The sequence below is a fragment of the Streptococcus mitis genome (genome assembly GCF_001281025.1).
In the GTDB taxonomy this organism is placed as follows: Bacteria; Bacillota; Bacilli; order Lactobacillales; family Streptococcaceae; genus Streptococcus; species Streptococcus mitis_AK.
This window is the reverse complement of the sequence record NZ_CP012646.1, coordinates 235,693-255,504: the sequence shown is the minus strand read 5'-3', so window position 1 is coordinate 255,504 and position 19,812 is coordinate 235,693. Positions and strand designations below refer to the sequence as shown.

General features: G+C 41.1%; 15 protein-coding genes. 9 read left to right on the top strand and 6 right to left on the bottom strand.

Features of this window, described 5'->3' with window-relative positions; all coding sequences use genetic code 11:
- Nucleotides 1–7: 7 nt before the first annotated feature.
- From RN80_RS01415 to RN80_RS01400, 4 genes are all read right to left on the bottom strand, one after another.
- Nucleotides 8–808, bottom strand: a complete 801-nt coding sequence (locus RN80_RS01415) for a DUF1189 domain-containing protein (RefSeq protein ID WP_060627247.1) — start codon at nucleotides 806–808, stop codon at nucleotides 8–10.
- Between the two features lie 145 nt (nucleotides 809–953).
- A complete protein-coding gene (locus tag RN80_RS01410) occupies nucleotides 954–1,796 on the bottom strand; it encodes a sugar ABC transporter permease (RefSeq protein ID WP_001065642.1) in 843 nt (280 codons plus the stop codon).
- A 1-nt stretch (nucleotide 1,797) separates the two neighbouring features.
- A complete protein-coding gene (locus tag RN80_RS01405; protein ID WP_031237127.1) occupies nucleotides 1,798–3,090 on the bottom strand; it encodes a sugar ABC transporter permease in 1,293 nt (430 codons plus the stop codon).
- A gap of 110 nt (nucleotides 3,091–3,200) precedes the next feature.
- Nucleotides 3,201–4,472: an extracellular solute-binding protein gene (locus RN80_RS01400; protein ID WP_004259122.1), complete on the bottom strand. Its 1,272-nt coding sequence runs from the start codon at nucleotides 4,470–4,472 to the stop codon at nucleotides 3,201–3,203.
- Nucleotides 4,473–4,950: 478 nt separating this feature from the next.
- On the opposite strand from RN80_RS01400, the gene malQ reads away from it, so the two are divergent.
- The 3 genes from malQ to RN80_RS10190 all read left to right on the top strand — a co-directional run bounded on the left by malQ (nucleotide 4,951) and on the right by RN80_RS10190 (nucleotide 9,202).
- The gene (gene malQ / locus RN80_RS01395; RefSeq protein WP_045606606.1) at nucleotides 4,951–6,468 is read left to right on the top strand and encodes a 4-alpha-glucanotransferase; all 1,518 of its coding nucleotides are present in this window, start codon (nucleotides 4,951–4,953) and stop codon (nucleotides 6,466–6,468) included.
- Nucleotides 6,469–6,493: 25 nt separating this feature from the next.
- Nucleotides 6,494–8,752, top strand: coding sequence for a glycogen/starch/alpha-glucan family phosphorylase (glgP, locus tag RN80_RS01390; protein ID WP_060627246.1), 2,259 nt, complete (start codon nucleotides 6,494–6,496; stop codon nucleotides 8,750–8,752).
- A gap of 243 nt (nucleotides 8,753–8,995) precedes the next feature.
- Nucleotides 8,996–9,202, top strand: coding sequence for a hypothetical protein (locus RN80_RS10190; RefSeq protein WP_000265681.1), 207 nt, complete (start codon nucleotides 8,996–8,998; stop codon nucleotides 9,200–9,202).
- Nucleotides 9,203–9,307: 105 nt separating this feature from the next.
- On the opposite strand, the gene RN80_RS01380 is transcribed toward RN80_RS10190, so the two are convergent.
- Nucleotides 9,308–10,156, bottom strand: a complete 849-nt coding sequence (locus RN80_RS01380) for a putative RNA methyltransferase (RefSeq protein ID WP_060627245.1) — start codon at nucleotides 10,154–10,156, stop codon at nucleotides 9,308–9,310.
- Nucleotides 10,157–10,413: 257 nt separating this feature from the next.
- Here RN80_RS01380 and RN80_RS01375 point away from each other — a divergent pair, with 257 nt between their 5' ends.
- Nucleotides 10,414–10,692, top strand: a complete 279-nt coding sequence (locus tag RN80_RS01375; RefSeq protein WP_000910909.1) for a DUF6110 family protein — start codon at nucleotides 10,414–10,416, stop codon at nucleotides 10,690–10,692.
- Nucleotide 10,693: 1 nt separating this feature from the next.
- A complete protein-coding gene (locus RN80_RS01370) occupies nucleotides 10,694–12,754 on the top strand; it encodes a heavy metal translocating P-type ATPase (RefSeq protein WP_060627244.1) in 2,061 nt (686 codons plus the stop codon).
- 77 nt (nucleotides 12,755–12,831) lie between these two features.
- Here the strand turns inward: RN80_RS01370 and tyrS are convergent, their stop codons facing one another.
- A complete protein-coding gene (gene tyrS / locus RN80_RS01365) occupies nucleotides 12,832–14,088 on the bottom strand; it encodes a tyrosine--tRNA ligase (protein ID WP_060627243.1) in 1,257 nt (418 codons plus the stop codon).
- Between the two features lie 141 nt (nucleotides 14,089–14,229).
- On the opposite strand from tyrS, the gene pbp1b reads away from it, so the two are divergent.
- The 4 genes from pbp1b to RN80_RS01345 all read left to right on the top strand — a co-directional run bounded on the left by pbp1b (nucleotide 14,230) and on the right by RN80_RS01345 (nucleotide 19,809).
- A complete protein-coding gene (gene pbp1b / locus RN80_RS01360; protein WP_060627242.1) occupies nucleotides 14,230–16,716 on the top strand; it encodes a penicillin-binding protein PBP1B in 2,487 nt (828 codons plus the stop codon).
- A 56-nt stretch (nucleotides 16,717–16,772) separates the two neighbouring features.
- Complete coding sequence (locus RN80_RS01355) at nucleotides 16,773–17,684, top strand: DMT family transporter (protein ID WP_060627241.1); 912 nt, start codon at nucleotides 16,773–16,775, stop codon at nucleotides 17,682–17,684.
- Between the two features lie 228 nt (nucleotides 17,685–17,912).
- Complete coding sequence (gene dapD / locus RN80_RS01350) at nucleotides 17,913–18,611, top strand: 2,3,4,5-tetrahydropyridine-2,6-dicarboxylate N-acetyltransferase (RefSeq protein WP_049493502.1); 699 nt, start codon at nucleotides 17,913–17,915, stop codon at nucleotides 18,609–18,611.
- A gap of 67 nt (nucleotides 18,612–18,678) precedes the next feature.
- Nucleotides 18,679–19,809, top strand: coding sequence for an N-acetyldiaminopimelate deacetylase (locus RN80_RS01345; RefSeq protein ID WP_060627240.1), 1,131 nt, complete (start codon nucleotides 18,679–18,681; stop codon nucleotides 19,807–19,809).
- Nucleotides 19,810–19,812 lie beyond the last annotated feature (3 nt).

Below are 19,812 nucleotides of genomic sequence, written 5' to 3'. Positions count from 1 at the left end.
AAATCTCCTATTTATGGTAATCTGGATCACGGAAATGCGTTTTATAAAAGATAGTGACCAGATACAGAACAAAAAGAATGTTTTGTACAGTGATGAGAGTTGTCATATTTTGGCCAAAGAGTCCCAAAATAAGCGTAATTAGAGTAGGTAATCCTAAACAGTTCAAGATAAAATGGTAGCACTCTTTAAAGGTCCTAAATGAAAAGAGGCGTGATTTCTTAGTGATATAAAGGAGAAGACTAGCTCCTAGAGAGACAATGAAGAAATTCAAACCAAAGAGGAAGCTCGCACCGAGAACTAGGAAGAGACTGATATAGACACGATTCTGCTGGTACCAGTCTTTAGAAATGGCTTGGGTCAAGCTGTCCTTACTTTTGAAACTCTCAGTCTGAATCGCTCGGTAAGAGATACGGGTCAGCTCTTTACTTTCCTTGCTGATGACTAGCTCATTCGTATCGAAATGCAGTTGCAAGTTCTTAGGTAATTCCTTGCTTTGACTTGGACCGATCACAATAGAAGGGGCTTGACTAGCTGTTCCTGTATAAGTTAATTTGCCATCAACAATTGTAGCGTGTTCAGAGAGATCCTGTACAACCTTATCTGTCAATGGTTCATAGACATTATCGATAAAGGTTTCTAGCGGATAAGTCTCCTGTGAGCTGTTTTGGATGGCAATAGGTACCATAGATAAGCTGATAAGGAAGATACTGGTAAAGAGAAGCTGAAACCAGTTGAGTCCGAAACGTTTGGACAGGGGCTTACGAAATCCCCAAATACTTGAAAAATATGAAAATGGATATGGAAGCATTTGTATCTTTCTAAAAGGTGTTTTCTATATGAGTATTATTATATAGAGAAATGTACTTTATTTCAAGTCTAGGAGACAAATTGCTTGCTACAAGGATATTTTTACAGTAACAAGTTTTAAAATGAAAAAGGGTGGCGGGGATATATTATCCCTTGTCGCCACCACTTGTAAGTCCTGAAACAAAGTTCTTTTGTAGGAAGAAGAAGAGAATACAGATTGGAAGGGCGATGAGGATAGCACCTGCTGAGAAGTAGGCAATCTTCAAGTTCTTCGCATTGTTGACGAAGGTTTGGAGACCAACGGCAACAGTAAAGTATTCTTTCTCACGAAGCAAGAAACTAGAGAGGATGTAGTCCCCGAAAGGTCCCATGAAGGCCCAGAGAGCTTGTACGGCAACCATTGGGCGAACAAGTGGAAGAACAATTTGCCAGAAGCGACGGAAGTGTCCTGCACCGTCTAGTTTTGCAGATTCGTCTAGAGACATTGGCACTGTATCGAAGTAGCCTTTCATGAGCCAAGCATTCATCGGGATACCACCACCAACGTATAGGAAGATGAGGAACCAGCTGTGGTTAAGGGCGTTCAACATAAGCGCCATAACGAAGAAGGCTGTCAAAGCGGCCATGGTTGGCACCATTTGGATAATCAAGAAGAAGACCAAACTTTGTTTACGAGCCAAGAAGTTGTAACGGCTGTAGGCATAACCAGCAAGTACGATGATACTTGTTTGAACCGCCATGGTAACCAAGGCGATGATCAAGGTATTGAGATACCAAGTACCGTATAGAGTTTCAGTAAAGAGTCCTTTAAAGTTATCAAAATTGAAGTCGATGTTAGTATCGAGTTTAAAGGCTGCGACGTTACCTGCTTTAAAGGCTGACATGATGGTGATCAACAGTGGATAGATAATCACGATTGATAGGCCAATCAAGTAGAGGTAAGTAAGGGTTTGAGTCAGTCTACGTTTGAGTTTAATTGAGTTATTCATCTTAGACGTCCTCCATATCAAATGCGTGTAGTTTCTTGAATGCGATCATAGAGATTGAGATGACAATGATAGAGATAATCAAGGTAACAGCTGCCGCCATTGAGTATTGAGGAGATGTACCTGTTGTCAAACGGTAGATCCATGAGATCAAGATATCAGTTGAACCAGCTCCCCCTCCGACACTACCAGGACCTCCACCATTGAAGAGGTACATGATAGAGAAGTTGTTAAAGTTGAAGGTGTATTGGCTAATCAAAGTAGGTGCAGCAACAGCCAAGATCATTGGGAAAGTGATGTTGCGGAATTTTTGCCAAGCATTGGCACCGTCAATATAAGCTGCTTCGTAAAGGTCGTTAGGAATAGATTGCAAGATACCCAAGGTCAAAACGTAGATATATGGGAATCCAAGCCAACCTTGCATCATAATCAAGGCAATCTTAGTCCAAGTTGGGTCTGTTTTCCAAGGAATAAGAGCACCATCAAGGAAAGGAAGGAATTTAGCCAAGATTGGCAATACTTGAGTGTTGATGGCTCCGACACTATCGTTAAACATGTTTGAGAATGTCAAGATAGTGATGAAGGCTGGGACAGCCCAAGGAAGAAGGAAAATAACACCGAAGATACGTTTTCCTTTGATAAATGGTTGGTTAGCAATGATAGCTGTGAAGATACCAATGACGATCTGTAAAGTTGAGGCAGATAAAGCCCAGATGATAGTCCAAGAAAGGACGGCACCAAAGGCAGAACGGAAGGTACTCAAGCTCCAAATGTTTGTAAAGTTGGTCAAACCAACCCAGTCCAACAATTTGTTTGGTGGCAAGTGTTGGAAGTCGTAGTTGGTAAAGGCGATCATCAAGGTTACGATAACTGGGAAGATAATCGCAAAAGTCATGGCAATGTAAGATGGAATGATTAAGAGGTAAGGGAAGCCATTTTCATAGATTCCTTTGACCATTTCTTTAAAGGTAAGTGCTACTGGTATGCCATTGTTAATGTGTTTGGCAGTTGTATGTGCGTCTTTGATATTTGCGAAATAAAAGAGTACATAAACAACTACAAAGATTAAATGGAAGGCACCACGAATCAGCATAAAGAGGGAATTATCACGACCTGGTTTGTCACCAAGAGTGATGAGATTGCTCAATTCAGGGGCTGCAAGTGCTAGGAAGTAAAGGACGAATACGATGGTTACACCAAGGAAGATAAAACCTTTGGCTTTTTGTTTATTGTAAATCTGTCCTAACCCAGGAATGATAGACAGCAGAGCTGCTTTACTAGGTTGTTGCTTTTCCATAATAACTCCTTTCATAGGATACTGGTTTCTAATTAAAACCTAAACTATATATGTTTTTGATTGATAAATTCAAAGGGGGATTTGATTTCCACCCCCCTTGAACAAATTTTTTATTCACCAAATTTTTGTTTGATTGTTTCTTTGATCAATGTTACAGCGTCGTTAGCAGCTGTTTTCGCATCTTTCTTACCACTTACAGCATCAAAGAGCATAGTTTTCGCTGGATCCCAAACTGCAGACATTTGAGAGATGTTTGGCATTGGTTGAGCGTTCTTGAACTGTTTGATAACAGCTGTTGTCAACTCATCATTTTTACCTTCAGCATATGTACGAGCTTCAGTGTTAGCTGGGATTTCGTTAGTTGTATCGTAGAAGGCTTTTTGTTCTTCAGTTGAAACAAGGAAGTCTACAAATTTTTGAGCGCCTTCAAGGTTCTTAGTGCTTGATGGGATAATCCAAGCTTTACCACCACCGAATGCAGCATATTCTTTTCCATTTGGAAGAGTTGGGATAGTTGCAACACCGTAGTTTACTTTAGCATCTTTAAAGGCTTGAGCTTTCCAAGGTCCGTCGATGATAGCAGCTGTTTTACCTTCTTGGAATTGAGTTTGGATTAAGTTGCCAGCACCTTCAGTATCTTGCATACCTTTAGGCCATTTTTCATACCAAGATTTAGCGTAGTTGATACCTGCGATAGAACCGTCGTTTGCAAGACCGATATCTTTAGCGTCTTTACCGTTTTGTCCGAATACGTAAGCACCGTTACCAGCAAGAAGTCCATATGCATAGTAGAAGTTTGTCCAGTCAGCTAGGAAAGCAGAAGTTTTTCCATCTTCTCCAGCGAAGGCATATTTGCTATCTTTAGCAAGGTTTTCTAAGTCAGCAAAAGTTTTTGGAGCTTCTTTTACCAAGTCTTTGTTGTAGTACATAACAAGTGACTCGATAACAGCAGGAGCACCGTAAACTTTACCATCAGCAGCTGTCACAAGAGATTTAGTTTTATCATCTGTTTTAGCACCGTCGCTCAATTTCACTTCTGAGAGTTGTCCGTCAGTACCAAGACTACCTACACGGTCGTATGGAGCCATCATAACGTCAGCAGCTTGACCTGATTGGTTGTCAAGAGAAAGTTTGTCAAGCCCACCCATTTGGTCTCCTGTTTTGATGGTAACTTTTACGCCAGCTTCTTTTTCGTAAGCTTTTGCAGCTGATTCAGCAAAGGCTTTATATTGGTCTTCAACGTAGAAAGTGAGTTCTTTCGCTTCAGATGAACCAGAATCAGCAGGCTTATCAGCAGTTTTGCTTCCGCAAGCTACCAAAAGCAAGCTAGCAAGTGTAACAGTTCCAAGCACAGCAGCGCTCTTCATGAATTTAGATGACATAGTGTATTCCTCCTAAAGAATAACAAATTTTATAATGAGGAAACGCAAACGTTTTCCTTTATGGGACTAGTATAACACAATCAGAAAGCGGTTGCAAGTGTTTTTTGTAAAAATTTTTAAAAAAATTGTGAAAAAAGTAAACGCTTCATCGTCATATAATAGTAGAAAATACCAAAAATCGGTTTTGTTTTAAATTTAAAAAAAGTTGAGAAAACGATTGCCTAATTTACAAATGGAAAGCAGGGAGGATTCTCACTTTATTTTTGCTTAATGAGATAAGTGAAACCCTTATTCCTATTTTGTTTGTTTCCTGAAAGAATATATATACGAGTAAGAAGAAAAAATTTTTAAAAAATAATCAAAAAAGTTATCTAAAACCGCTTGCATTTATCAAGAAAATGAGCTATACTAGTAATAGCGCAAACGTTTGCGTTCATAAAAATGTAATATCTAACTATAAACACATGAGGTGCTTATTATGAAAAAACGTCAAAGTGGTGTGTTGATGCACATTTCTTCTCTTCCAGGAGCATACGGAATCGGATCATTTGGTAAAAGTGCTTACGACTTCGTTGATTTCTTGGTTCGCACAAAACAACGTTACTGGCAAATCCTTCCACTAGGAACAACTAGTTACGGAGACTCTCCTTACCAATCTTTCTCAGCCTTCGCAGGGAACACTCATTTTATCGATTTAGATATCTTGGTGGAACAAGGCTTGTTGCAAGCAAGTGACCTTGAAGGGGTTGACTTTGGTAGTGATGCGTCTGAAGTTGATTATGCGAAAATCTACTATGCACGTCGTCCTCTTTTAGAAAAAGCGGTAAAACGTTTCTTGGAAGTAGGAGATGTTAAAGATTTTGAGAAATTTGCTCAAGACAACCAATCATGGCTTGAACTCTTTGCAGAGTATATGGCTATCAAAGAGCATTTTGACAATCTTGCTTGGACTGAGTGGCCAGATGCAGATGCTCGTGCTCGTAAAGCTTCAGCGCTTGAAAGCTACCGTGAGCAATTGGCAGACAAGTTGGTTTACCACCGTGTGACTCAATACTTCTTCTTCCAACAATGGTTGAAATTGAAAGCTTACGCGAACGACAACCACATCGAAATCGTTGGGGACATGCCAATCTATGTAGCGGAAGATTCAAGCGATATGTGGGCAAATCCACATCTCTTTAAGACAGATGTCAACGGTAAGGCGACTTGCATCGCAGGATGCCCACCAGATGAATTTTCTGCAACTGGTCAGCTTTGGGGTAATCCAATCTATGACTGGGAAGCAATGGACAAAGACGGTTACAAATGGTGGATTGAGCGCTTGCGTGAAAGCTTCAAAATCTACGACATCGTTCGTATCGACCACTTCCGTGGTTTCGAATCTTACTGGGAAATCCCTGCTGGTTCCGATACAGCAGCACCTGGTGAGTGGGTCAAAGGTCCTGGCTACAAGCTTTTTGCAGCTGTTAAGGAAGAACTTGGTGAGCTAAACATCATCGCAGAAGACCTTGGCTTCATGACTGATGAAGTTATCGAATTACGTGAACGTACTGGGTTCCCAGGAATGAAGATTCTTCAATTTGCTTTCAACCCAGAAGATGAAAGTATCGATAGCCCACACTTGGCACCTGCTAACTCAGTTATGTACACAGGAACACACGATAACAATACGGTCCTTGGTTGGTACCGTAACGAGATCGATGATGCGACTCGTGAATACATGGCTCGCTACACGAACCGTAAAGAATACGAAACAGTGCCACATGCTATGCTTCGTACAGTCTTTTCATCAGTTAGCTTCATGGCAATTGCAACTATGCAAGATTTGCTAGAATTGGATGAGGCAGCTCGTATGAACTTCCCATCTACCCTTGGTGGAAACTGGTCTTGGCGTATGACTGAAGATCAATTGACACCAGCTGTCGAGGAAGGCTTGCTTGACTTGACAACAATCTATCGCCGAATCAATGAAAATTTGGTAGATTTAAAGAAATAATACAATATCAGGAGACACCTTAAACATGTTATCACTACAAGAATTTGTACAAAATCGTTACAATAAGACCATTGCAGAATGTAGCAATGAAGAGCTTTACCTGGCTCTTCTTAACTACAGCAAGCTTGCAAGCAGTCAAAAACCAGTTAACACTGGTAAGAAAAAAGTTTACTACATCTCAGCTGAGTTCTTGATTGGTAAGCTCTTGTCAAACAACTTGATCAACCTTGGTCTTTACGACGATGTCAAAAAAGAACTTGCAGCTGCAGGTAAAGACTTGATCGAAGTTGAAGAAGTTGAACTGGAACCATCTCTTGGTAATGGTGGTTTGGGACGTTTGGCTGCCTGCTTTATCGACTCAATTGCTACTCTTGGTTTGAACGGTGACGGTGTTGGTCTTAACTACCACTACGGTCTTTTCCAACAAGTTCTTAAAAACAACCAACAAGAAACAATTCCAAATGCATGGTTGACAGAGCAAAACTGGTTGGTTCGCTCAAGCCGTAGCTACCAAGTGCCATTTGCTCACTTCACATTGACATCAACTCTTTACGATATCGATGTACCTGGTTACAAGACAGAAACGAAGAACCGCTTGCGTTTGTTTGACTTGGATTCAGTTGATTCTTCTATTATTAAAGATGGTATCAACTTTGATAAAACAGACATCGCTCGCAACTTGACTCTTTTCCTTTACCCAGATGATAGTGACCGTCAAGGTGAATTGCTCCGTATCTTCCAACAATACTTCATGGTTTCAAACGGTGCACAATTGATTATCGACGAAGCAATCGAAAAAGGAAGCAACTTGCATGACCTTGCTGACTACGCAGTTGTACAAATCAACGATACTCACCCATCAATGGTTATCCCTGAATTGATCCGTCTTTTGACTGCTCGTGGTATCGAGCTTGACGAAGCAATCTCAATCGTTCGTAGCATGACTGCCTACACTAACCACACAATCCTTGCTGAAGCCCTTGAAAAATGGCCTCTTGAATTCTTGCAAGAAGTGGTTCCTCACTTGGTACCAATCATCGAAGAATTGGACCGTCGTGTGAAAGCAGAAGTGAAAGATCCAGCTGTTCAAATTATTGACGAGAGTGGACGTGTTCACATGGCTCACATGGATATCCACTACGGATACAGTGTTAACGGAGTAGCAGCACTTCACACTGAAATCTTGAAGAACTCTGAGTTGAAAGCTTTCTACGACCTTTACCCAGAAAAATTCAACAACAAAACAAACGGTATCACTTTCCGTCGTTGGCTCATGCATGCTAACCCAAGCTTGTCTCACTACTTGGATGAGATTCTTGGAGAAGGTTGGCACCATGAAGCAGATGAGCTTGAAAAACTCTTGTCTTATGAAGACAAAGCAGCTGTCAAAGAAAAATTGGAAAGCATCAAGGCTCACAACAAACGTAAATTGGCTCGTCACTTGAAAGAACACCAAGGTGTGGAAATCAATCCAAACTCTATCTTTGATATCCAAATCAAACGTCTTCACGAGTACAAACGCCAACAAATGAACGCCTTGTACGTAATCCACAAATATCTTGACATCAAAGCTGGGAACATCCCTGCTCGCCCAATCACAATCTTCTTTGGTGGTAAAGCAGCTCCAGCCTACACAATTGCTCAAGACATCATCCACTTGATCCTTTGCATGTCAGAAGTTATTGCTAACGATCCAGCAGTAGCTCCACACCTGCAAGTAGTTATGGTTGAAAACTACAACGTTACTGCAGCAAGCTTCCTTATCCCAGCATGTGATATCTCAGAACAAATCTCACTTGCTTCTAAAGAAGCTTCAGGTACTGGTAACATGAAATTCATGTTGAACGGAGCTTTGACACTTGGTACTATGGACGGTGCTAACGTGGAAATCGCTGAGTTGGTTGGCGACGAAAACATCTACATCTTTGGTGAAGATTCAGAAACTGTTATCGACCTTTACGCAAAAGCAGCTTACAAATCAAGCGAATTCTACGCCCGTAAAGCTATCAAACCATTGGTTGACTTCATCGTTAGCGATGCAGTTCTTGCAGCTGGAAACAAAGAGCGCTTGGAACGTCTTTACAAGGAATTGATCAACAAAGACTGGTTCATGACTCTTCTTGACTTGGAAGACTACATCAAAGTCAAAGAGCAAATGTTGGCTGACTACGAAGACCGTGACGCATGGTTGGATAAAGTTATCGTTAACATTTCTAAAGCAGGGTTCTTCTCATCTGACCGTACAATCGCTCAGTACAACGAAGATATCTGGCACTTGAACTAAGATACAAGATTTATACTAATACACTTTCCTATAAAGCGAATTTCGATTGAAATTCGCTTTTTTGAATGCTGTGGATTTGAGTCAATCTTGAATTAAAAAGAGAGAAATCATAGACACATTGAACGCTTAAAATGCTGTTTTTACAACCTTTAAGGCTCGAAATCTATTTAAAAATTACCTCATACCTCTTGTACTCGCTTACATAAAGTATTATAATATGATTATAGGAAAGAAGGTGTTTTTATGTGGAAAAAATATTTTTCAAAATATAGATGGACTGATTTATTTTGGATTTTATTTATCATTTTGACCTGCCTCTATATTGGTAACCATGATTTGTTTCCTCTCAATCATCAAGAAATCTCTCTTCGAGGTAGTTTCTGGGGATCTGTACTCGCCTTATATCAATTGCTATTTATTGATAAATTTATTATTTCGAATCGAAAATAAATGGAGAAGCTAAAAGCTTTAAATGTTTTAGACTTTTGGGATAGATAGTTTAAAAATTGAAATTTAAAACCGCAGATCTTCTTGAAATGCGGTTTTTTGTGTTAATTATAGTACTTTCCCAACCAGAATCTCAGCCTCAATAGTAATCTCTGTCAAGTCGCTCCAGTCAATCTTACTCTGGTTAACATGAAAGAGTAGAGGAGTCATGCTGAGTAGGGCTTGGAGTTGCTCTGCTGTGATAGGCTTGGTTAGTGAGGCAGTTTTACTGGATAAGATAGTGAAGTTGTTTTGGAAATGATTTTTGATATCTTGGTTGGAATAGTCCTTGTTTGTCAGCTGGTCTTGTACCTTCTGACGGATTTCCTTGAGGTGATTTTTAGTTGGAATAACCTTTATCAAGATACCGTCTTTGGATAAAACGCGACGAAATTCTCCGTAATTGGCAGGGGAAAAGAGATCAAGTAAGATATCCATACTGGCATCTTGCAGAGGAAGGCGAGAAAGGTCCCCAACGAACCAATTGACTGCCCAGTTGGGTTCACTCTTGGCAGCGATTTGGACGGAATCTTTGGAAATATCAAAGGCATAGAAGGTTTTGTCAGGATGACTTTCTTGGAGTTTGCGAGAATAGAATCCTTCGCCACAACCGATATCTAAAATTGTTTTGGCATTTTTTGAGTTTGAAAGTAAATCAGAGACGGCCTCTAAAATAGCTTGATAAAAGCCAGCTTCTAGGATTCGTTGACGGTTTTGAAAATTTTCCTTGTCGTAATTAGCGGATTGCTTGATTTGGGGCGCCAGATTGACATAGCCGAATTTTGACAGATCAAAAGAATGGTGATTGCTACACTTGAGACTGCTAGCTACTAGAGTTAGCTTTTCTTGACAGATGGGACAGGCAAAGGCAGTAGCAGAAGCAAAACGTTGAAGTTTGGGTTTGAGATTTGTATTCATAGTTTAAGTGTATCAAAAGAGGCAAATGAAAGCAACTTTAGGAATAAGTAGATGGGAGATTCAGTAGAAATAAAACTAATACTCTTCGAAAATCAAATTCAAACCACGTCAACGTCGCCTTGCCGTACTCAAGTACAGCCTGCGGCTAGTTTCCTAGTTTGCTCTTTGATTTTCATTGAGTATAATTCTCCAATTTATGAAATGACATTGCTTTTATATCTAAATTGCTATATAATAATGATAAGGAGGAAATAAGTATGTTAAAAGAAGTACTAACCGTCGCAAAAGTTGCGAAAAAATCATCACTCTTTTTGGGTGGTGTCGCATTTGGTACCCTTGGCTTGAAAATCTTAGCAAGTAAGGAAGCTAAAAAAGGTTATTCTAAAGCTTTGGCTAAGGCTTACAAGTTGAAAGACGAGCTAGATGCATCTGTTTCTGTTGTGAAGCAACATGGAGACGATGTCTTGCAAGATGCCAAATATTTGTACGAGCAAGAGAAAAAAGAAGAGCAATTAGATAGCCTTATAGGGGAATAATATGTCTTTTAAAGTGCTACATAGAGGATACCAACATATCCGACTATCATCTTCTTTTTCACTCACCTTGGATATTCAAGACTATCTTCGTTCCTTGGCGAGAGATGAAAAGGGGATTGAGTCTATCCAGTTTTACATGGATCAACAGCACTTTACTCTACGTATAAAAGAAGGCTTTTCTGTATTAGATAATGCAGAAGCCTTTTTAAAAAGAATTGATAAAGGGAAAGTTTCTGAGTTGATGACTCTTCCCATTCGTAGAGAAGAGAGTGCTTATTCTATTGTTTCAGGTGCAGCGGTTAAGCGTGTACTTTTTCGTAGTTTTGTGCCGTATCCTATTCGCTATATATGGACTTGTTATCAGGCCTTTGGCTATATTAGAGAAGCCTATCAAACACTAGCGCGTAAGGAACTAACGATGGAGGTCTTGGACTGTTCGGCGATTTTATTGTCCTTGTTTATGAACCAATCCAAGACAGCTAGCAATATCATGTTTATGCTTGATTTGGGGAATCATTTAGATCAGTGGTCCTTGAAAAAAACTGCAACAGACTTAGAACAAAGCCTTCTTGCAAAAGAGAGCGATGTATTCCTAGTACAGGGGGATACGGTCGTTAGTATCAAGAGTTCCGATGTTCAAATAGGAGATGTTTTGGTCCTATCTCAAGGAAATGAAATTCTGTTTGATGGACAAGTAGTTTCAGGTTTAGGTATGGTCAACGAAAGTTCCTTGACGGGAGAGAGTTTTCCAGTTGAAAAAAGAGAGTCTGATTTGGTTTGTGCAAATACAGTATTAGAAACTGGAGAGTTACGCATTCGTGTAACCGATAATCAGATGAACAGCCGGATTTTACAACTGATTGAGTTGATGAAGAAATCTGAAGAAAATAAGAAAACGAAACAACGCTATTTCATCAAGATGGCGGATAAGGTCGTCAAATATAATTTCTTGGGGGCTGGTCTGACTTACCTATTAACAGGTTCTTTTTCTAAGGCTATTTCTTTCCTATTGGTCGATTTCTCCTGCGCTTTGAAAATCTCTACTCCTGTAGCTTATTTAACAGCTATCAAGGAGGGGTTGAATCGTGAAATGGTGATTAAGGATGGAGATATTCTGGAGAAATATCTGGAAGTTGATACTTTCTTGTTTGATAAGACGGGAACAATCACAACTAGTTATCCTATAGTTGAAAAGGTGTTACCTTTTGGGGACTATAGTGAGGAAGATATTCTCAGAATCAGTGCCTGTCTTGAGGAACACATTTATCATCCTATTGCTAATGCCATCGTCAAGCAAGCTGAGATAGAGGGAATTGAACATGAGGAAATGCATGGGAAACTCCAATATATCGCAAGCAAGGGGATTAAATCTCATATAGATGGGCAACCAGTTCTTATTGGGAATTATGTTTTGATGCAGGATGAGCAAATTCATATCAGTTCAGAACAAAATGCTTTAATTGAAGAGTACAAGAGTCGCTATAATCTCTTATTCTTGGCTTATCAGAATGAATTGATTGGAATGTTCTGCATTCATACTCCTTTGAGAAAAGAAGCAAAAGCAGCCTTGGAGAAACTTAAGGCACAAGGGAAAAAATTGATTCTGGCAACAGGGGACACCTTGGTTAGAACAGAGGAATTAGTCAAAGATTTGCCCTTTGATCAGGTCTATACAGACTTGAAACCTGATGGGAAATTTGAGTTAGTAGAGGAACTGCAGAAAGCAGGTCACACTATTTTGATGGTTGGAGATGGCTTGAATGACTCAGCTGCTCTAACCCTATCAGATATCGGTGTTGTGATGAATGAGAGTGCAGATATTTCTAAGCAGATGAGCGATATCTTATTGTTAGATAATCGTTTGGATTTCTTCCAAGAGTTGGATTCGCTATCATCATCTTTGCAAACACTCATCAAGAAGAATATTCAAGATACCGTTGTCGTAAATAGTAGTTTGATTGGCTTTGGCTTGTTTAATTGGCTCAGTCCTTCAAATCTCTCTATCTTACATAATCTAACAACCTTACGTATTGTACTGCGTAGCCTGTCTATTAAGGGATAGGTGGGGACTATTAACAGCAAAAAGGAGTTACCTTTCTCGAGGTTAACTCCTTTTTTTATAGGTAAATGTTGAACAGTTTAGTAAGTCAATACAAAATATTTTTTCTTTCCACGACGGATAACAGTCAGCTCATTCTCTAACTTATCTGTGTCACTCAAGACATAGTCAAGGTCTTGGATGCGGTCGCCGTTGACGTAGATAGCTCCGTTTTGGACGTCTTCACGGGCTTGGCGTTTTGAGTTAACCACACCAGATGAGACGAGTAGTTCCACGATATTGTGGTTTTCGTCTGCTTGCACTTGGTAGTTTGGTACACCACGAAGTCCTTGTTTGAGCTCTTTGACAGAAAGGTTTTTGATATTTCCTGCAAAGAGTTGTTCAGTGATGTTAAGGGCTTCTTTGTAGGCTTCTTCGCCGTGAACAAGTGTAACGACTTCACGAGCCAAGACTTTTTGAGCTAAGCGTTCGTGTGGAGCCGCTTCAAATTGTTTACGGATGTCTTCAATCTCATCAAGTGACAAGAAAGTAAAGATTTTCAAGAAGCGAACAGCGTCAGCGTCCATAACGTTCATCCAGAATTGGTACATTTCGTATGGAGAAGTCTTTTCAGGATTGAGCCAGACGGCATTTCCTTCTGATTTACCAAACTTCTTACCAGTTGCATCGGTAATCAGTGGAACAGTGATTACGTGGCCTGTCTTGTCAGCCTTACGACGAAGCAATTCGGTACCAGCTGTCATATTTCCCCACTGGTCAGAACCACCGATTTGTAGCGTTACGTTGTGGTCTTGGTTAAGAACGAAGAAGTCGTAACCTTGCATGATTTGGTAGGCAAACTCAGTGTAAGAAATTCCTGTTTCAATCCGTTTTTTCACAGACTCCTTGCTCATCATGTAGTTGACAGTGAAGTATTTTCCGATATCACGGAGGAAGTCAATGAAGCTGATGCTGCCAAACCAGTCGTAGTTGTTGACCATGACAGCCTTGTTTTCACCATTTTCAAAGTCAAGAAAACGAGAAAGTTGTCCTTGGATAGACTTGACCCAGCCATCTACTGTGTCTTTTGTTTGGAGACTACGTTCAGCATCTTTGAAGGACGGATCTCCGATGAGACCTGTAGCACCGCCAACGAGCGCATAAGGTTTGTGACCTGCTAGCTGCAAGCGACGACTTGTCAAGATTGCGACAAGGTGGCCTAAGTGAAGGCTGTCAGCAGTTGGATCGTAGCCAGTATAATAAGAAACTTGACCTTCTTCTAGGGCTTTACGCAAAGCTTCTTCATCAGTCGTTTGAAAAATCAAACCACGCTCTTTTAGCTCATCAAAAATGTGCATGTGTCTTTTCTCCTTTTTAAAAATATTGTTTCTACCTATTGTATCACAAACTTGGGTAATAGCCTAGTAGAATAGGGAAGAAAGTGGCTATTTTATTGAAAGTTTACCTTTTATGGTATAATAGATAGAGTGAGGAAATCCATGCAAAATCAATTAAATGAATTAAAACAAAGAATGCTGGAATTTTTCCAGCTAGTAAAATCAAACATAAATCATAAAAAATCAGAGAAAGTCTCAGAAGAGAAGCAGTCGGATGGGACAGGTGGGAAAGTTCTGGCTATCCTAGGTAGCATTTTAGTTGCTATTAAGGGAATTTTGAATACTCTCTTTATTCTAGGCTTTATCGGTGGACTTTTTGGTGCTGGTGTAGCTCTTGGTTATGGAGTTGCTTTGTTTGACAAGGCCAAGGTTCCCCAATCGGAGGACTTGGTCAAACAGGTTAAAAATATTTCTTCCATCTCAGAAATTGTTTACGCAGATGGGAGTGTCATTGCTTCTATCGAGAGTGATCTACTGAGAACCTCTGTTTCATCTGAGGAAATATCGGACAATCTCAAAAAGGCGATCATTGCTACTGAGGACGAACATTTTCTTGAACATAAAGGGGTTGTGCCCAAAGCTGTGATTCGGGCGACTTTGGGAACTTTTGCAGGTTTGGGCTCGTCTAGTGGGGGCTCGACCTTGACCCAACAGTTAATCAAACAACAAGTGGTCGGAGATGCTCCGACTTTGGCTCGTAAGGCTACAGAAATTGTCGATGCCCTTGCCTTGGAACGCAGCATGAGCAAGGATGAAATCTTGACCACCTATCTCAATGTTGCTCCCTTTGGTCGAAATCATAAAGGACAAAATATTGCAGGTGCCCAGCAAGCTGCTGAAGGAATTTTCGGTATCGATGCCAACAAGTTGAGTATTCCTCAAGCCGCTTTCTTAGCAGGTTTGCCACAGAGTCCGATTACTTATTCCCCTTATGAAAATACTGGAGAGTTAAAGAGTGATGAAGACTTAGAACTTGGTTTGAAGCGGGGCAAGGATGTTCTCTACAACATGTACCGTACGGGTGCTCTGACTCAGGAGGAATATGACCAGTACAAGGATTATAATCTCAAGCAAGATTTCTTGCCATCAGGATCTATCAATGCTGTTTCGAGGGATTACCTTTACTTTACGGCTATGGCTGAAGCGACAGACCGTATGTATGATTACTTAGTTCAACAGGACAATGTCTCTAGCCAAGAGTTGAAAAAGGAAGTAGTTCAAAAGGCCTATCATGAGCGAGCTGAGCAGGAACTAAGTAACGGTGGCTATAAAATCACGACAACAATCAATAAAAAAATCCATACTGCCATGCAAAATGCAGTTGCTAACTACGGTCGTTTGGTAGATGATTCGACTGGGCAGCCTGAAGTAGGGAATGTTTTGATGGACAATAAAACGGGGGCTGTTTTAGGCTTTGTTGGTGGTCGTAATTACCAGACTAACCAAAACAATCACGCCTTTGACACTAAGCGCTCGCCAGCCTCTACAACCAAGCCTTTATTGGCCTACGGTATTGCCATTGACCAAGGTTTGATGGGAAGCGCTAGTATCTTGTCCAATTATCCGACAAAATTCTCTAATGGAAATCCTATCATGTATGTGAACAGTCCAGGTACAGGCATGATGACTTTGGGTGAAGCCTTGAACTATTCGTGGAATATCCCAGCCTATTGGACCTATCGAATGCTGCGTGAGAAGGGTGTGGATGTCAAGGGTTACATGGAGAAAATGGGTTACGAGATTCCGGAGTACGGTATCGAAAGTCTGCCTATGGGTGGTGGGATTGAAGTCACAGTTGCCCAGCATACCAATGGTTATCAAACAATTGCCAATAACGGTGTCTACCATCAGAAACATGTGATTTCTAAGATTGAATCACCTGACGGTAGAGCAATTTATGAATTCCAAGACAAGCCAGTTCAAGTGTATTCGAAGGCAACAGCAACGATTATGCAGAGTTTGCTTCGTGAGGTGATTTCATCTCGGATCACTTCAAGTTTCCAAACGGATTTGGCTTCTATCAATTCAAGCTTAGCTCGTGCAGACTGGATTGGTAAGACTGGGACAACCAATGAAGATGAAAATATGTGGCTCATGCTGTCAACACCAAGATTGACTCTAGGTGGTTGGCTAGGGCATGATGACAACCGCCCAATGGCTAAGGGGGCTGGGCATTATCGAAATGCCAAATATATGGCTTACTTGGTCAATGCCATCCAACAGGCTGAGCCTGGTGTTTGGGGCAATGAACGCTTTAATCTTGATTCTAGTGTGACCCAATCTCAGGTCCTCAGATCTACAGGACAGAAGCCAGGCAAAGTATCCGTTAATGGAAAAACAGTGGATCTTTCAGGTTCTACTGTAACGAGCTATTGGGCTAATAAGGCGGGAGCTCCTACTACAAGCTATCACTTTGCTATTGGAGGAAGTGAAGCAGATTATCAAAACGCTTGGTCAAGTATCGTTAGTACATTGCCAACTCCTTCTAGCTCAAGTACTAGTTCGAATAGCAGTTCAAGTGGTAGTTCAAGTGCTAGCTCTAGCAGTACATCAAGTTCATCATCTACGCAATCAAATAGTAGAAGATAGGAAAGTGGTATTGATTGCCACTTTTTTCTTTTTTCCTTTCGTGTTACAATAAAGGTATGAATCAGTATCAGAAAAAGATTGTTAAAGGAACCATTTATTCACTCCTATCTGGCTTAATCTGGGGAATCTGTGGAATTTTAGGAGAGTATTTCTTTACTCATTACCAGGTGTCTTCGGGCTGGATTACCTCTATGCGTTTGACACTGGCAGGGAGTCTTGTGCTCATTTGGTCTGCAGTGCAATTAAAATCGCAAGTGTTAGATATTTGGCGAGATAAGAAAAATTACCTACCCTTTTTAGCCTATGCTATTTTGGGGATTTTTTCAGTTCAGTATTTTTTCTACCTCTGCGTAGAATATTCTAATGCAGCGACAGCAACTATTTTACAGTTTATTAGCCCTGTCTTTATCCTCTTTTACAATCGCTTGGTTTATCAAAAACGAGCGTCAAAAAGTGCTATTCTTTATGTTTTGGTTGCCATGTTGGGTGTTTGCCTGATGGCGACAAAGGGAGATCTCTCTCAATTATCCATGACACCACTAGCACTTGTGACGGGTTTGCTGAGTGCCATGGGGGTCATGTTTAATGTTATCTTGCCTCAACCTTTTGCGAAGCGCTATGGTTTTGTACCCACGGTTGGGTGGGGGATGATTTTAGCAGGTTTATTTAGCAATGTCCTCTCACCAGTTTATCAACTTTCCTTTACTCTTGATATTTGGAGTATCTTGATTTGCCTCATTATCGCTTTTTTCGGGACGGCTTTTGCCTTTTTCATTTCCATGAAGGCAGTGTCCTTGGTTTCTCCTTTAGTGGTTTCTGTTATCAGTGCCAGTGAACCTCTCTCTTCTGCCCTTTTGAGTGTTTTATTTTTAGGCTTGGTAGTGGATTGGTCCCTTCTTCTAGCTATGGCCTTGATTATTTTGCCCATGATTTTCCTATCGATAGAAGAAGCGAAAGAAAGTAAATAAAAAGTCTTTTCTTAATTCTAAAAGTGTGCTATACTAGAATAGTCAATAAAACACGGGGAGATAGTTGTGAAGAGTGTTTTTAGGTTGTATCGGTAGGGGCTTGCTTTTACCGACAGCACGTTTTATCTCACATCCCTAAAAATCATACCTAAAAACAAACAAAAAGGCTTCAAATTTGAGGCCTTTTTTGGTAGAATAGGTATCATTAAAATGAACTAGGAGGCGCTTATGACTGCTACAAAAATGAACGCTCAAGAAATTATCCAATTTATCGCCAATGCCGAAAAGAGAACCAGTGTTAAAGTAACCTTTGAAGGACAACTTGCAACTGCTGTACCAAGCTCTGTTGTCAAACTAGGGAATGTACTATTTGGAGACTGGAAAGATGTGGCTCCGCTTCTCGATGGTTTGGTAGAAAATCAAGACTATGTTGTTGAGCAAGATGCTCGTAATTCTGCAGTTCCCTTGCTAGACAAACGTGCTATCAATGCTCGTATCGAGCCAGGTGCTATTATCCGTGATCAGGTTGAAATTGGTGACAATGCTGTTATCATGATGGGAGCTGTTATCAATATCGGTGCTGAAATCGGTGCAGGAACCATGATTGACATGGGGGCTATCCTTGGTGGCCGTGCTATCGTTGGGAAAAACAGTCACGTTGGTGCAGGTGCCGTTCTTGCAGGTGTGATTGAGCCAGCTAGCGCAGAACCAGTCCGTGTTGGAGATAATGTTCTTATCGGCGCTAATGCAGTGGTTATCGAAGGAGTCCAAATCGGTAGTGGTTCAGTTGTCGCAGCAGGAGCTATTGTTACCCAAGATGTCCCAGAAAACGTGGTGGTAGCAGGTGTTCCAGCTCGTATCATCAAAGAGATTGATGCCCAAACCCAACAAAAAACAGCGCTAGAGGATGCGCTTCGTACCTTATAATTGTAAAAGTAATAAAGAGGCGGAACCCTTCTTCCAGCCTCTTTCTGCTATATCGGAGGATAGATAGATGTTAGATTTGATTCAGACTAGACGAGATTTGCACCAGATTCCAGAGATTGGCTTGGAGGAGTTCAAAACTCAGGCTTATCTGCTGGATGTGATTGAGAAATTGACTGCGGTCAAGAATTTTGTTCAAGTTCGTACTTGGCGGACAGGGATTTTGGTTTACTTGCAGGGAAGTCAGCCAGAGCGTACCATTGGTTGGCGAACAGACATTGATGGTCTGCCTATCGTCGAACAAACAGGACTATCTTTTTCTTCCCAACACCAAGGTCGCATGCATGCTTGTGGACATGATTTCCACATGACTATTGCTTTAGGCTGTCTTGAGCGAGCCCTTGAGGAGCAACCAAAGAACAATCTGCTCTTTCTGTTTCAACCTGCTGAAGAAAATGAAGCTGGTGGCATGCTCATGTATGAGGATGGCGCTTTTGGAGACTGGTTGCCAGACCAGTTTTATGGGCTTCATGTTCGGCCAGATTTGAAGGTTGGACAGATTGCGACCAATACTCATACACTCTTTGCAGGTACTTGCGAGGTGAAGATCCGTTTCAAAGGTAAAGGAGGACATGCAGCCTTTCCGCATGAAGCCAATGACGCCTTGGTGGCGGCTAGTTACTTTGTGACCCAGGTGCAGTCAGTTGTCAGCCGCAATGTTAACCCAATCGAGGGAGCGGTGGTGACCTTTGGTCTTTTCCAAGCCGGAACCACCAACAATGTCATAACGGACACAGCCTTTTTGCATGGAACTATTCGGGCCTTGACACAGGACATGAGTCTCTTGGTGCAAAAGAGGGTCAAAACAGTTGCAGAAGGAGTTGCTGCTGCCTTTGATATGGAAGTCGAAGTGGAACTCAAACAAGGTGGATACCTACCTGTTGAGAACCATCCAGCTTTGGCGCGTGAACTGATGGATTTCTTTGAAGAAAAAGAGGGAATTGAGTTGATTGATATCGAACCTGCTATGACAGGTGAAGACTTTGGTTATCTCCTTTCAAAAGTTGATGGTGTTATGTTCTGGCTAGGTATTGATAGTCCCTACGCCCTTCATCACCCTCAGATGAGTCCTAAGGAAGAAGCCTTAGCTATTGGGGTGGATGCGGTCTCTAGTTTCCTGAAAAAGAAGGCAGCAGAGTAGAGG